Below are 13,411 nucleotides of genomic sequence, written 5' to 3'. Positions count from 1 at the left end.
GGATATTCGACAAGAATCTTTATTTATTTGCAAAACAAACCAAAATCCACAACAATATGTGCATAATTTCGCATAGATTTATTATAACATCATAAATCGCTAAAAAAAGCGGTAAAAATATTACAGTTTCTTTTCAAAGGATACAAAACCTGACAAAATCAGACAAAATCAGCTAATTTCACTAAAATAAAAAAAACGTTCTGCTAACTTCTACAGAACGTTTTTTATTCTTTACTTTTTAGCTGCTAGCCAGTCGGCCACTTGATTTGCTGCATCACCTGAAACTAAACCTGCTGGCATTCCGCCTGATTTGCCATTTTTGAGAATATCTAAAATTTCATCTTTAGAGTACTTTGATCCAACCTGTGTTAGGTTAGGACCCATTCCACCCTTCATATCGCCACCATGACAACTAGAGCATTTTTGGTCGTAAATCTTTTGTGCATCGCCTGCTTGTGCAGTTTCAGTACCGCCATTCCCTGTGTCTTTGGTTTCGTCATCGCCGCCCCCACAAGCAGCAAGACCCATTACTAGGGATGTTCCCAAAAGCAATGTTAGTAGCTTCTTCTTCATCACAATACCCCCTCAAGAAATTAATACCATCATTGTGTTATTATACCAATGACTATTCCCGTTTGAAACCCTCCCCAAGTACCTCCGCAGCGTCCATAACAACGACAAATGCAGACGGATCAAGGGTTTTGACCAAATGTTTCAATTTTGTGAACTCCGTTTGATCGACAACACACATAAGAACAGGCCGCTCATGGTCAGTAAATCCACCATATGCTGATAGTTTTGTCACTCCACGGTCAATTTTATTCAAAATTCCTTCACGAACTTCTTCCTGCTTATTAGTAATAATCATTGCCATTTTCGACCTACCAAATCCAACCTGAATCAAATCAATCGTTTTACTGGTAACATAAAGAGCAATCAATGCATATAAACCCTTTTCAATGTCAAACACAATGGCAGCGGTAAGGACAATTAATCCATCAATCATCACTACACATCTACCTAATGTGAAGCCTGTATACTTATTAATAATTTGAGCAGCAAGATCCGTTCCACCAGTGGATGCATTTCCCCTAAATACAATGCCAAGTCCCAGGCCAACACCTATTCCGCCAAACAATGCACCAAGAAGAGCATCATGTGTCCATGGCTCTATATTGTTTGTGAGAAAAACGACCATAGGTAAAAAAATGGTGCCTACCAATGTTTTTACTCCAAATTGCTTTCCTAAAAGAATAACGCCGGCAATAAATAATGGGATATTAAAGGCCCACTGGACATATGCCGGTTCCCAGCCAACCACTGTTTTAAGGATCGTACTTATCCCGCTTACTCCTCCAGAAGCTACTTGGTTAGGGAGCAAAAATACATTGAAGGCAAATGCTATAATGGCTGAGCCAATTAAAACTAAAACATAATCTACTGCTATACGTGTTCTAGGATAGGTTTTTGTCAGATTGCTTAATATATTCATAATAACTTTCCCCTCTATCTTTCCTTCTACCATGTTCATTCATGTAACCGAAAGTGAGTATAGCACGGGTAAATTATGGTGTAAATGCCAGTAAGTTGACGTGGTAAAGGGTTAAAATTATTATTAGCGTTTACCGTTAGTTTGTTTTTCATTAGCCTTTTGTTAATTTTGTAAAAAACCTTCTTTCCTCATCACTTACGGCACATATACCAATAAAAAAAGCCTTTGTCGACAGTGGACAAAGACTTTAACATTTTGACTTATGAAATTCTTGAACGTAAGTAAGCATTAATAAACTGATCTAAATCCCCGTCCATGACCGCTTGAACGTTACCACTCTCCGTACTCGTTCTGTGGTCTTTTACCATCGAATAAGGATGAAAAACGTACGAACGGATTTGGCTTCCCCAACCAATCTCCTTTTGTTCGCCTCGGATTTCCAAAAGTTCTTGTTCCTGACGTTCAATTTCCCGTTGATATAACTTAGCTTTTAACATTTTCATTGCGGCTTCGCGGTTTTTAATCTGTGAACGCTCGGATTGGCATGTTACAACAACCCCTGAAGGAATATGGGTAATACGAACAGCCGAATCGGTCGTGTTAATATGCTGACCACCCGCTCCTGTTGCACGGTACGTATCAATTTTTAAATCTTCAGTACGCACTTCTACTTGTATTTCCTCATTAAATTCCGGCATCACTTCACAGGAAACGAACGACGTATGTCTTCGGCCAGAAGCATCGAACGGTGAAATCCTTACTAATCGATGAACGCCTTTCTCTGCTTTTAAATAGCCGTAGGCATTATGACCCTTAATGGCTAATGTCACACTTTTAATCCCTGCTTCATCCCCAGGCAGATAATCAAGTGTCTCCACTTTAAAGCCCTTCTTTTCTGCCCAGCGTGTATACATTCGAAGCAGCATAGAGCCCCAGTCCTGTGATTCCGTTCCACCAGCACCAGGGTGAAGCTCCAAAATAGCATTATTTTTATCATACTCCTCACTTAAGAGGAGCTGCAGCTCAAACTGACTCAATCGTCCACTTAACTGTTGAAGCTCTTCTTCCAGCTCAGCCCTTAGCTCTTCATCGTTTTCTTCTTTCACAAGCTCATAGGTTAGTTCTAAGTTTTCATACGACTCATTTAACCCATTAAACTCATTCACCTGATCCTTTAATGCATTTGCTTCACTAATAACCGTTTGCGCTTTCTCTTGGTCATTCCAGAAATCAGGCTGAAGCATGTCATCATCTAACTCTGCAATCCGGGCTTCCTTATTCTCTAGGTCAAAGAGACCCCCTAAAGTCCGCTAATTTTTTAGCTGTTTTCTCAAGTTCATTCCGAATTTCTGCTAATTCCATTTTCGTCACCTCTATAGTAAATAATTGCGTCTCATCATAAGTTTATTCTTTTTATGCTGGTAAGTTCTCATTCATTATAGCGTGATAACCCTAAAAAATTCAAAGTTTGACAAAAATATAAGAATAAATCCTTTAAAAGGGAGGTTTTCATAAAGTATTTTTATATACCAACATGTCAAAAATGGTACTATAAATAAGAAAAGACCGGATAAAAACCGATACATAAATAAGAAAGAGAAATAAAAGGAGTGGAGTGAGATGGAGAAAATATACAGAAATGACCCTTGTCCGTGTGGAAGCGGGAAAAAGTATAAACGTTGCTGCGGGGCAGGTGAAGCTGTTCCTATCACTACTATCATCGAAGGCGAAATTGACGAACTACAAAAACAAATCCTTCATTATGCTTACCTCCACTTTGGGCACGTTCTTCAAGATGATTTTGAAAGTTTTGAAGAAATGAGTGAATTAGATGATGAGCAGGAACGTGAATTTTTCGAGATGATTCATACCGTTTGGTTTTCTCTCTTTGAAGGTCTTGACGACGGTGAAACAATTATTGAAAAATTTATCCACGGCCAAATAGGTAAAATAAAACGCCCTAAGCTTAAGCAAATTTTACAAACCTGGACATTTGCTAGAACGCTCGCTGGCAAAGTAATCAGTATTGATGAAAATAAGCTGACGGTGGAGGACGGAATTAATTCTGAACAACTCGATACCATTGTAACAAGTTTGTCCCCCACTGTTAAAGAGGGTTCATTTATCATTGGAATCTTAGTTCCATACGATCAAAGTTTTGTTTTCTTCCCTTCAGCATTTGATTTACCAGAGCTCATGCCTGAACATGCCTACTCCTATATAGAGGAGTGCAGCATGAATGCTGAATATGACTCACCACAGGAATATTTAACAGATAACTTCTTGGAAGTATTGAGTGAACTGCCGATGATAGGTGGATTACTAGAAATAGATGAAATCGAATGGCCTGCCCCCGTTTATAAAGAAGTGGTGGACATCCTAAGAGAAAAACTGATTTCCCTTGTCCCACCACCCATTGTAGACCTGGGGGTCATTCTATGGATTAATTATGTTCAAAGAAAGCAAAAACGAATACAAAACCCTAATCTATATGCTGCTGCCATGCACTATTTACTTACCACGATTGCACCTATGAACGTGATGTACACACAAAAGGAGCTGGCTGAACAATATGGAGTGAATGCACGCAGTATTTCTTCTATTGTTTCTGAATTAGATGAGGTGTTAGCTGAGGATATCGCTCAACTAATGGAGCTTGATCTTATGACTGAAGAAAACGATCCTTCTCCTCCCTTTATACCGCGACTAGAAGGGGCATCCGTAATTGAATTCCCTACAAAAAGCCCTACAGAAGCGATTGAAACTGGCTTGCCTCACTCTAGTGATCTTAGTGGGAAAAATAATAATAAAACAAAAGTGCCAGCTCGAAAGGTTTCAAAACGGGACGAAGAAAGAGCTAGAAATCTAATATACGATGCACTTCAATCGGAGGGGAAAAATCGGTATAAGCTAGCTGAGAACGCATTAACCTTAAATCCAAATTGTGTCGATGCCTATGTAATTTTGGCGGAAAAAACTAAGAGTCTTGAAGATGCCATCCTTATGTATGAAAAAGGAATCCAGGCTGGAGAGAGAGAGCTAGGTAAAGAGTTTTTCAAGGAAAATAAGGGGTTCTTTTGGGGATTAACTGAAACAAGACCGTTTATGCGTGCGAAGCAGCATTATGCCGAAGCACTATCTCTGTTAGGAAATGTAAAAGATGCAATCGTTCAGTATGAAGAGCTCCTCGAATTAAACCCTATGGATAACCAGGGGGTTCGCTACTCCCTGTTCGTAGCTTATGTAGATGCAGGTGAATATAAAAAGGCTAGAAATCTGTTGCAGCAATATGATGAGGCGTCAGCACATGGGGCATACAATAAGCTCTTACTTGAGCTGAGTGAAAAAGGTTTTACAAAGAAGGCTCAATTACTGGCAAAGGCAGCAAAAAAAGAAAACAAATATGTTATTCCTTATCTAGTCGGCAAAAAACGACTGCCAGCCTATCCACCTGACTATTATGGTTTCGGTGATGAAAACGAAGCGATTGTCTATGCGGATATGCATTTGCATTTGTGGAAGAGAATAGATGGACTGGCGGAATGGTTGAAAAATAAATAATTTAAGTAACCCCAGTGGGCTTTATACAGGCTCACTGGGGTTTTTAAGTTCTATAAAGATTCACATGATGAATGAAACAACAATTTCCCCTTAGAGATATAATGGAGAGAGGTATATATAGAAGGGATTGTTCTAATGAAAAAGGTTGTGTTGGCTATTGCTCTTATTCTGTTTGGGGCAGGAATCTAATCTATTCAATATTTTACTGCTCTTTTTGATTCAATGGACTCAGCTATTATAATAAATAAATTCTATTCCTTTAAAGACGATTATGAGGACAAGCAAAAACTGGCTAAAGCTGTAGACAATATATTTATTGGTGAGGTAGTTAGGGAAGTCGGGAATGAAGCCTACACAGGAACTCAAAATACCCAGTTTTCAGTACGGATCACACAAAATATTAAAGGCGCCTTACTAGGAGATATAACGGTCAATCAACTTGGGGGATATTATAAAGAGAAAGGGAAATTCTATCTCCTTTCTTACGAAAAGTCCCCCTTATTAAAGGAGAAGCAAATGTATTTGTTTGCGGTTACCAATACAAAAAAAGGTTATTTTGAGATGATTCCTAAATACGGAAGTATGCTTTTAGATAATGAAGATCAGAAGCTTAAACAAATTAAGGAATTTAGGGAAGTGTTGGAGGAAAATTGACACACCAATATCAGCTAAACAATTAGGGCTATTTACAGAAAAAACGAGAGGATATCCATTCCTCTCGTTTCTTGTTGCTGGCTTTTATGGTTTCCCAGATGTTGGTGCATGAGCAGCGCTCAATGCCTTATCTTTAGGTGTTGTGCCTAGTCCATGGCATGCTGAACATGCTCTTATATCTGTATCCCTATGACCATCTGAAAGATTAGAGTCAAGTTCTCTTCCATTAACACCATATATTGCTGTCGAACCATTGTGACATGATAAACAGAATTGGCGCTCCTTAGTATCATTTAACACACCAAAACTATTCTTATCTGTTTCTAATGCATCAAACGATTGTCTATCTTCAAACCCTAAAATATTTTTTAGAAGTATTATATTACTCGAACCATGAGTATCATGGCATACCGCACAAGGAATATGTCCATCATTTGCCGTGGTACCAGCACTTTTAAGCAGCTTGCTACTGCCATCTATTGCAGTAATCCTGTGCATTGATTGACTACCTTTTGTTGGATCTGTATCCTCATTTACATCATAATATTGTTTAATATTACTAATTGTGTGCTCTACATTATTCTTATCAGTCCACTTTTTATTTCCATTATGACATCTGAAACATAGACCATAATCATCAGTTACTCCAGTCGCAGAAGAACTTCCATATTGAATGATTTTATAGTTAACTGCAATCAGATCGTCTTTGTTAATAGAATCATGTTCCTTTACCAATCTTACTAATTCTGAAACATTCTTATGTTCGTGGCAGCCCTCGCAAGCCTCGACAAGACTATTAACCCCATTTTGGATAGTTGGATAATTTGGATTATTCTGTATGGTAGCATCTTTATGCTTATAAACATATTGATCTTTTACTTTTTGGGCGTCACTGTCATGACAAGTTTCACAAGGCTGGACAAGGCTATCAATTGCATCTTCCTGATTATTTCCATAAGGGTAATTTACGTTATTTTGTTTGCTATAATCGTTGTGCAAATGAACGAAATGATCCTTCAATCTATTCGGGTTCTCCTTACTCCAAGTCAGGTGAGGATTATGGCAGCTTGCACAATCTCCAGCACTATATTTTTCGTTACCTTGGGAAGTACTGCCGTACTCAGGGTAATGGCCATTCTGGTGCATATTTTCGGGTGCAGGAGCAACCGTTCCGTCATGACAAGCCATACAATAATTATAAGAAGAGTAATTAAAATTGGGCTGTTCCAGGTTTTCACCCTGGGTGGTTGGTTCATCTGAAATATCCCTAAGGTTAGATGTATGTGTACTATGACAATTGCCACAAGTATTCGTATTCATTCCATTATCCCCGTGAGGATCACTCATATGATGGAGCGCTTGTTTATCTGCTGATATCTTAGAAACATCACTTTCTCTTTCAGTAGTAAACTTTTTAATCACTGGTAAAAGTGGATTACCTGATGAGTCTGCTGTCCAATTTGGATTTTGCGGATCTTGATCAATTAACAATGGATTAATTAATATATAATATGTTGTGCTCGCTTGTAATAATGAAGTTGGGGAAAAACTCCACTTGAATTTCATTACCGATCTTTTGAGGTGGGGAAATTACTCCATCCACCTTTCCACCTTCACTGTTTAAAACCACTATAGAATTTCTAATTGTATCTGTTGTAATCATATTATCAGTTATAGAAACTGTTACTTTTGTATTTGTTGTTACATGATTCATATATTCGCTGTTAAGCAACTCAATAGTAGGTGTAATCCTATCACCAGTTATCAGATCAATATCCGCATAATTAACTTTAACAGAAGATACCTTTGGCAATTCACCTACATAAAATGTATAACTTTTTTCAGAAAAATTTCCCAAAGAATCAGTTGCCCTTATTTTATAATAATAGGGACCTTCCACAAATTCGGTTGGGAACGAAAATGTCCACTGATTATTAGTTGGTGTCGGATTTATAATATCTACATCATTAATCTTTGTTGGATTGCTTGGAATACTGTTATCATATATTTCCATTGTAATGACATTACTAGGTGTATTATCTATAACAGTGCCTGTAATAATTACATTATTGTTTTGAAATCTAGAGCTGTTTATCCCTATAATAGGTCCCGTTGCATCAACAGTAAAATCTAAATTAGTTGTAGATGGAGTTGATTGCGAATCAACGGTAGCTAGAATCGTATAATGATACTCACCACTACTAAATTCATCAGGAAACTGATAGGACCAATTTCCTGTATCATAATCAACCGTAATGGTTTCAGATGTAAAATTATCCCCTTTAATAATTAATTCAGCATTTTGTGGGGCACCTTCCACCGTTCCTGAAACAGTGACTGTCTTTCCTTGTAAACTAGGACTGTCAATATTTACGAGAGGAGTACCATCTGTTGTGGCAAAGATAATACCAGGATGGACCATATTCATCACAAATTGAACTATGATGTATGTAATTAAGTATCGTTTAATATGTTTTAGCATCTTTAATCCATCCTTTTTCTTGCTAAATTTCGGTAACTTTAGAGCTAGGTAATATAATCAGATTTTAACACCCACAATATAAGAAAGATCATTAACTTTCGTTATTATTATACCAATAATGGAAAAGGGAATTGAATAACAGAAAGGTGAAGAATGTTTGACGAATTTGTGAAGTTGATAATTGACAATATTGTGAACTTTTGTTTTAATAAAAATAGAATAACAGCCCACCATGGTGAGCTGTTACCTTTAAACTTAAATATACCATTCAGGGCTATTAAATAGTGGGGCTATTTGGTAGCTTTTTATTATTGGTTAGATTTTAATCCACCAGGCATTGGATCGTCAGAATCATTACCATAACCTGCATCGTTTCTTAAACCTTCAGCATGTGAAGATGTATGACATCCCCAACATACAGACATGTTTGTGTAACGCTTTAAAGCAGAAGAAGGATCCTTGTCAAGCATATAAGCTTGTGCAGTTGTAAGGTCAGCAACTTCGCCATTATTTACTAAGTCTTGTGCAGTATTACCTTGAGCATCTCTCATGACTGTAACGTCAGTACCATGTGCAAAGTGACAACGTACGCAAGAGTAAGTGTCAGAAGTTGTAGTGTGACGGTATGCATGGCTGTATGTTCCAGTTTCAGAACCTGATTTTGCAAGGTAGTCTGTATGACATGCAGAACAGAAGCCAGACATTACAACACCTTTACCTGATTTTTTAGCACCTGTTTCATCCCAGTTTAAACCATTCCATAATGATAGAACGTTTGTCTTAGTTACCCTTTTATCTGCAAGAGTTGCATCAGCAACAGGAGTTACGTCTAAGTCAACTACATAAGCACGTGCAACATCACCTACAGTTACAGCGTCAATAAGAGCAGTCTTAGTTGCAGGGGAACCAATCCAGTTGTTAGCTTGACGGATATCTTGATTCTTTTTCAAAGGATAAACGATATCTGCAGCCATATATATGTCTTTTTCGCTAGTAGTTGGTTTTGAAGCCCAGAACGCAGTGTCATACACTTTGTAGGTATGTGTTGCATCATATGTTCCAGTGTAAACCCAAGGATTTGTATCAATTACATATTTTGAAGTTGCGCTATCCCACTTGTAAAGTTGGATAACTGTACCACCTACTCCGATTAACGGGAAATTAGCAGCTTGATTAGAATCAAGATTTTTAGTTCTAACAGCAATAATATCCGAAGATTTTGTTGCTGGAACTCCATCGACTACAGCAACTCCAACTAATTTTTGACCACCATCAGCTACAGGAGTTGTAGCAATTCCATTTGGATTATAGTGTAATAAACGATCGCTAAAAGACCCGTGTGGAGCGTGGCAGCTTGCACAAGTAAATTCTCCACCCCAAGAACCTTCACCGTTTTTGTTACCACCAGGAGCAGCTTTTATCGCAACTGCACCAGTGGCTAAGTGAACAGACATATTTCCACTTTCAGTACCACCGAAAGTACCTGCAGAAGCAGAGGCATCTGAGCCAGTTGCGAATACGTTATAGAAACCTAAAGATCCATCATGACAAGCAGTACATGTTGCATATACACCGTTCTTGAACAATAAGTTCTTTGACGCGGCAGTATGAGTTTGGTGACAGCTAGCACAAGAGTTAGTGTTGTTCTCATAATCACCATGTGTTTTGTGGTTAGTTACAGTACCATTTTTGTTTGTTATACCTTGAGATTTAAGTACTGTAGACCAATTATCAGTTTGGCCGCCAACACCAAGACCTGTTTGGTTAGCGTTTGTGATACCGTTATCGTTAGCTGCATCTGTAGAAACAAGGTCAGCTTTTACTTCTCTATTGAACTTTGGACCACCAGCAGTCATATAGAATACTGTTTCAGAGATTTCAGCACCTGTACTATCAACAGCTACGATTTCCCATTCTACAGTACTACTGTTTGCTAATCCATCTGCTGAATAAGTCATTACTCCATCAGCTGGGGAAACATCTACCGCAGCAGAACCTGGTACAACCTTCCATACTTCATAATCTGTCGCACCGGCAACAGTATCCCACGTGAAATCCAAATGACCATCGCTACTGTTCCAGTCCGTAATCTTTGGACCTTCAACCGAAGCGAATGCGATTGCGCTAAACATTCCCACTAATATTAGTGTTAGTAGGAATGAAAAGCTTAATTTAATCTTACTCATTCCAAAAACCTCCCATAATCTGTTTCTCTTTTTCTCTCTTTTTCTGCTTCTAAAAACACAAGACTATGAAATTACAATGTATACCCTATCTGTGACATCACCTCCTTAAAGTGAATGGTAGGTTAATAATAAATTGCAACCCGCTGATTCAAGGTATCAGTAATATAAACCTGGTCATCTTTGTCAATAAAGAGCCCATTCGGTAAGTAGAATTGTTCATTTCCGTCACCCATTCCGCCGAAGGTAAAGACCTCTTTTCCCTTTTCATCAAAACCGTATACAAAGTGAGTAAGGTTATTTACAACATATAAAATTCCGCGTGAGTTAACGGCAATTCCACGAGGGTTAACGAATACAGAATTTCCTTTGCCATCCTTTGATCCATTTACATTCCTTATAAAATTGCCCTTTTTATCATAGACTACTACTCTATTATTCCCTGAGTCTGCCACATAAATGTTACCATCTTTGTCTGCAGTTACCGCATTCGGTGCATTTAATAAGTCTTTACTGTTTTTTGCCCTAGCTAATTCAAGCAATTTTTTTCCTTTTAAATCATAGACTAAAAGTCTAGATTTCTTAATATCAGTTACATATAACTTTTCCTTAATAATTCGAATTCCAGCAGGTGATTCAATTGATTTATTTTTCTTATCCATCTCTTCAAAATATTTAATGAACTTTCCCTTTTCATCAAATATAGAAATATTACCGTTATATAAATCAGCAACATATACATTGCCTTTTTTATCGCCAGCAATACCGTAAGGGAACTTAAATTCACCTTTACCGGAACCTTCTTTACCGAATTGGAAAATTGGTGAACCAGCACCATCAAATACTTGAACCTGTTTATGGTTCGTATCAGTTACATAGATGAAAGATCCAATTTTCGCTACATCCATTGGTTTATCCAAAGACTTATCAATATCACCGTTTATCATAAAGTTAAATACCGGAGGTCCATTTCGCTCCACAATTTTTGCTGTTTTCTTTAACTCTGACTGCAAGCCAAGAAAATAAATGGCTGCAAAAACGATTGTGGTTAAGGTTACGATGGTACCCATCCATATATAAACTGTTTTCTTCTTCAAGGGTTCCAACTCCTTTTACTTGGATTAATTCTTAGAAGATAGACGATCAAGTGCTTCTAATGCTGGCTTGTATAATGGGTCGTAGCTTAATGCTTCTTTGTAAATTTCCTCTGCAGCATCTTTCTTTCCTTGTGCTTCTGCAACTCTACCTGATTCAAAAATAATATCAGTGTTTCCAGGCATTAGTTTGTCAGCTTGAGATAATGATTCACTTGCTTCTTTGTACATTTTTAGATTCCTATACGCAATTCCTTTTAAAAGGTGACCTTTATAATCACGAGGTGAGAGATCAGTTGCTTTAATTGCATTTCTTAATGCGTCATCATACCGTTGTTCATCGTTATATACGATTCCTAAATTTAGATAAGCATTATAATCTTTTTTATCAAGGTCTAGCGCTACTTTAAGCTGCTTTATTGCCTCGTCATTATTATCGTTGAGAAAATATGCATATCCGAGTTCGACACGAGCCTGTGAGTCGTTTGGTTTCTGTTCGACAGCAACTTTTGCATGGTCAAGTCGATCTTTTAATTGATTTTGATCAACGTCAGACCATAAATATTTATCACTAATCATGTAAGCGGCGGTGATGCTAACACCTAGTGTTAGCATTAGGATTAATAAAGCCTGCCACCACTTAAATCGATCATTTTTTTTCTTTTTATTCTTTTTCGTTTCCCTGGTGGTTTCTTGTTCTTGAGCATTTGGTTTTTGTTGTGCTTTCATAAGAACCCTCCTTAATCTAAATCGAAGCTGTAAGTATCTATTTTTTGTGGCAGCTAGAGCATGTATCTTCAACGTGACATGTATAACAAAAATTAGTCACTTTTTGATTAACACTTACGGGAACAGGGTGCTTTTTCCTCCATGCCTTATTATTTTCATGCATACTTGGGTGGCAGGAACCGCATGCTACAATTTTGGTTTCTAGTTCGTCAGATTGTTGATAATTGTGACACGCAAGGCATTTTTGTTTATCTTTCGAAGCTAACTCGCCATGATCTTTCATAAAATGGCTGGTATGGCTTGCTGGTCGTGTACTATGGCACGCCTTACAAAATGTATTTTGTTTTGCATATTCATACTGTGTAATTTTTGGTTTAGAATCCTTTATATTGTGTAAGAACTTTATAACTGGTGGCAGTTCATCAAACCCTTGAATTTCCACTTCTGACATACCTTTATGACATTCATTACACTTTTCTAAATCTTTTCCGGCTTGTGCACCATGGGTGTTAAGCTTAAATTCTTCTTTTTTGTGGCTCTTTGGAATCATTCCTGTTGTATGGCATGCTGTGCACTCCGTTGTTATTTTCCGAGCTTTGTGACATTCCATACAAGTATCCATATCCGGTCGGATGAATTTAAAATCTGCCATTGCCGCTTTACCGACTTTACTGTCCCATTTATCTAAGTCCGTAGAGTAAGTCATTTTTCGATCAGCGACTTTTCCGTGGACAACCCCGCTGTGACACTGGACACATTCAACGCCTTTATTTTTGTGTTTATCATGGGGGATAATGATATCCCCGGACGGAGTGACTTCTCTCGTAAACACATTGTGACAACTTTCACATGCACTGTCTGGTATTTCATTCGGCATTCGTATTGGTGCAGCGGATGTGCTCGATGATTGTTTTTTTAAAGCTTCAATTACCCCTTTTGCTTTATCTTTCGCTAATTCCTTAAACACAGGATCGGTATGACAGCTGGTACAATCAACTTCACTGTGTGTGGAGGCTTTCCACGTGTAATACTCAGGCTTCATTTCATGACAGGATGAGCAAAACTCTGAGCTTGAGGTAGCTTCTAGCCCAAAGAATCCAATGGAGGAAAAAAGGGCTAGAAACAACACTGTTAAAGTTGCGATTTTCAATAACTTATAGCGAAATTTTGGAGGGGCCGGCAGCTCTTCTTTGTGCTCCTCTTCCATACAAGCGAC

Annotated in this window: 11 protein-coding genes; 2 read left to right on the top strand and 9 right to left on the bottom strand. The window is 37.9% G+C overall.

Annotated elements, in window-relative coordinates; genetic code table 11:
• Positions 1 to 231: 231 nt before the first annotated feature.
• The 3 genes from cccB to prfB form a co-directional block, all read right to left on the bottom strand.
• On the bottom strand, positions 232 to 573 hold the full coding sequence (gene cccB, locus QFZ87_RS06300) for a cytochrome c551 (protein WP_309859199.1): 342 nt from the start codon (positions 571 to 573) through the stop codon (positions 232 to 234).
• A 52-nt stretch (positions 574 to 625) separates the two neighbouring features.
• Entirely contained in the window at positions 626 to 1,492 is an 867-nt protein-coding gene (locus tag QFZ87_RS06295) for a YitT family protein (RefSeq protein ID WP_309859197.1), read from the bottom strand.
• Positions 1,493 to 1,752: 260 nt separating this feature from the next.
• Positions 1,753 to 2,854 (bottom strand): peptide chain release factor 2 gene (gene prfB / locus QFZ87_RS06290; RefSeq protein ID WP_309859195.1). Its coding sequence is split into 2 segments (ribosomal slippage): positions 1,753 to 2,781 and positions 2,783 to 2,854, totalling 1,101 coding nucleotides; the frame shifts between segments, so codons are not numbered across the junction.
• A gap of 258 nt (positions 2,855 to 3,112) precedes the next feature.
• Here prfB and QFZ87_RS06285 point away from each other — a divergent pair.
• A complete protein-coding gene (locus QFZ87_RS06285; RefSeq protein ID WP_309859192.1) occupies positions 3,113 to 5,053 on the top strand; it encodes an SEC-C metal-binding domain-containing protein in 1,941 nt (646 codons plus the stop codon).
• Positions 5,054 to 5,275: 222 nt separating this feature from the next.
• Positions 5,276 to 5,707, top strand: coding sequence for a hypothetical protein (locus tag QFZ87_RS06280; protein WP_309859190.1), 432 nt, complete (start codon positions 5,276 to 5,278; stop codon positions 5,705 to 5,707).
• Between the two features lie 84 nt (positions 5,708 to 5,791).
• Here QFZ87_RS06280 and QFZ87_RS06275 read toward each other — a convergent pair whose 3' ends face one another.
• The 6 genes from QFZ87_RS06275 to QFZ87_RS06250 all read right to left on the bottom strand — a co-directional run bounded on the left by QFZ87_RS06275 (position 5,792) and on the right by QFZ87_RS06250 (position 13,402).
• On the bottom strand, positions 5,792 to 7,273 hold the full coding sequence (locus tag QFZ87_RS06275) for a hypothetical protein (protein WP_309859186.1): 1,482 nt from the start codon (positions 7,271 to 7,273) through the stop codon (positions 5,792 to 5,794).
• Positions 7,203 to 8,189, bottom strand: a complete 987-nt coding sequence (locus QFZ87_RS06270) for an Ig-like domain-containing protein (protein ID WP_309859184.1) — start codon at positions 8,187 to 8,189, stop codon at positions 7,203 to 7,205. Before QFZ87_RS06270 ends, QFZ87_RS06275 begins: the two co-directional genes overlap by 71 nt.
• Before the next feature lie 308 nt (positions 8,190 to 8,497).
• Positions 8,498 to 10,375 carry a cytochrome c3 family protein gene (locus tag QFZ87_RS06265; protein ID WP_309859181.1) on the bottom strand — a complete coding sequence of 626 codons (1,878 nt, stop codon included), beginning with the start codon at positions 10,373 to 10,375 and terminating at the stop codon, positions 8,498 to 8,500.
• A 122-nt stretch (positions 10,376 to 10,497) separates the two neighbouring features.
• Positions 10,498 to 11,469: a 6-bladed beta-propeller gene (locus QFZ87_RS06260; RefSeq protein ID WP_309859179.1), complete on the bottom strand. Its 972-nt coding sequence runs from the start codon at positions 11,467 to 11,469 to the stop codon at positions 10,498 to 10,500.
• A 24-nt stretch (positions 11,470 to 11,493) separates the two neighbouring features.
• On the bottom strand, positions 11,494 to 12,195 hold the full coding sequence (locus tag QFZ87_RS06255) for a tetratricopeptide repeat protein (RefSeq protein ID WP_309859177.1): 702 nt from the start codon (positions 12,193 to 12,195) through the stop codon (positions 11,494 to 11,496).
• A gap of 37 nt (positions 12,196 to 12,232) precedes the next feature.
• Complete coding sequence (locus QFZ87_RS06250) at positions 12,233 to 13,402, bottom strand: cytochrome c3 family protein (RefSeq protein ID WP_309859175.1); 1,170 nt, start codon at positions 13,400 to 13,402, stop codon at positions 12,233 to 12,235.
• Positions 13,403 to 13,411 lie beyond the last annotated feature (9 nt).

Origin of the sequence: Bacillus sp. SLBN-46, from assembly GCF_031453555.1 — a bacterium.
GTDB lineage: Bacteria > Bacillota > Bacilli > Bacillales > Cytobacillaceae > Neobacillus.
Note: the sequence above shows the minus strand (reverse complement) of the source record. Positions and strands in the feature narration are given on the sequence as shown.

Bases quoted from the DNA above. Each gene is read 5' to 3' on its own strand.
- cccB (WP_309859199.1), bottom strand. From the start codon at position 573: ATGAAGAAGAAGCTACTAACATTGCTTTTGGGAACATCCCTAGTAATG.
- QFZ87_RS06295 (WP_309859197.1), bottom strand. From the start codon at position 1,492: ATGAATATATTAAGCAATCTGACAAAAACCTATCCTAGAACACGTATA.
- QFZ87_RS06285 (WP_309859192.1), top strand. From the start codon at position 3,113: ATGGAGAAAATATACAGAAATGACCCTTGTCCGTGTGGAAGCGGGAAA.
- QFZ87_RS06280 (WP_309859190.1), top strand. From the start codon at position 5,276: ATGGACTCAGCTATTATAATAAATAAATTCTATTCCTTTAAAGACGAT.
- QFZ87_RS06275 (WP_309859186.1), bottom strand. From the start codon at position 7,273: ATGAAATTCAAGTGGAGTTTTTCCCCAACTTCATTATTACAAGCGAGC.
- QFZ87_RS06270 (WP_309859184.1), bottom strand. From the start codon at position 8,189: ATGCTAAAACATATTAAACGATACTTAATTACATACATCATAGTTCAA.
- QFZ87_RS06265 (WP_309859181.1), bottom strand. From the start codon at position 10,375: ATGAGTAAGATTAAATTAAGCTTTTCATTCCTACTAACACTAATATTA.
- QFZ87_RS06255 (WP_309859177.1), bottom strand. From the start codon at position 12,195: ATGAAAGCACAACAAAAACCAAATGCTCAAGAACAAGAAACCACCAGG.
- QFZ87_RS06250 (WP_309859175.1), bottom strand. From the start codon at position 13,402: ATGGAAGAGGAGCACAAAGAAGAGCTGCCGGCCCCTCCAAAATTTCGC.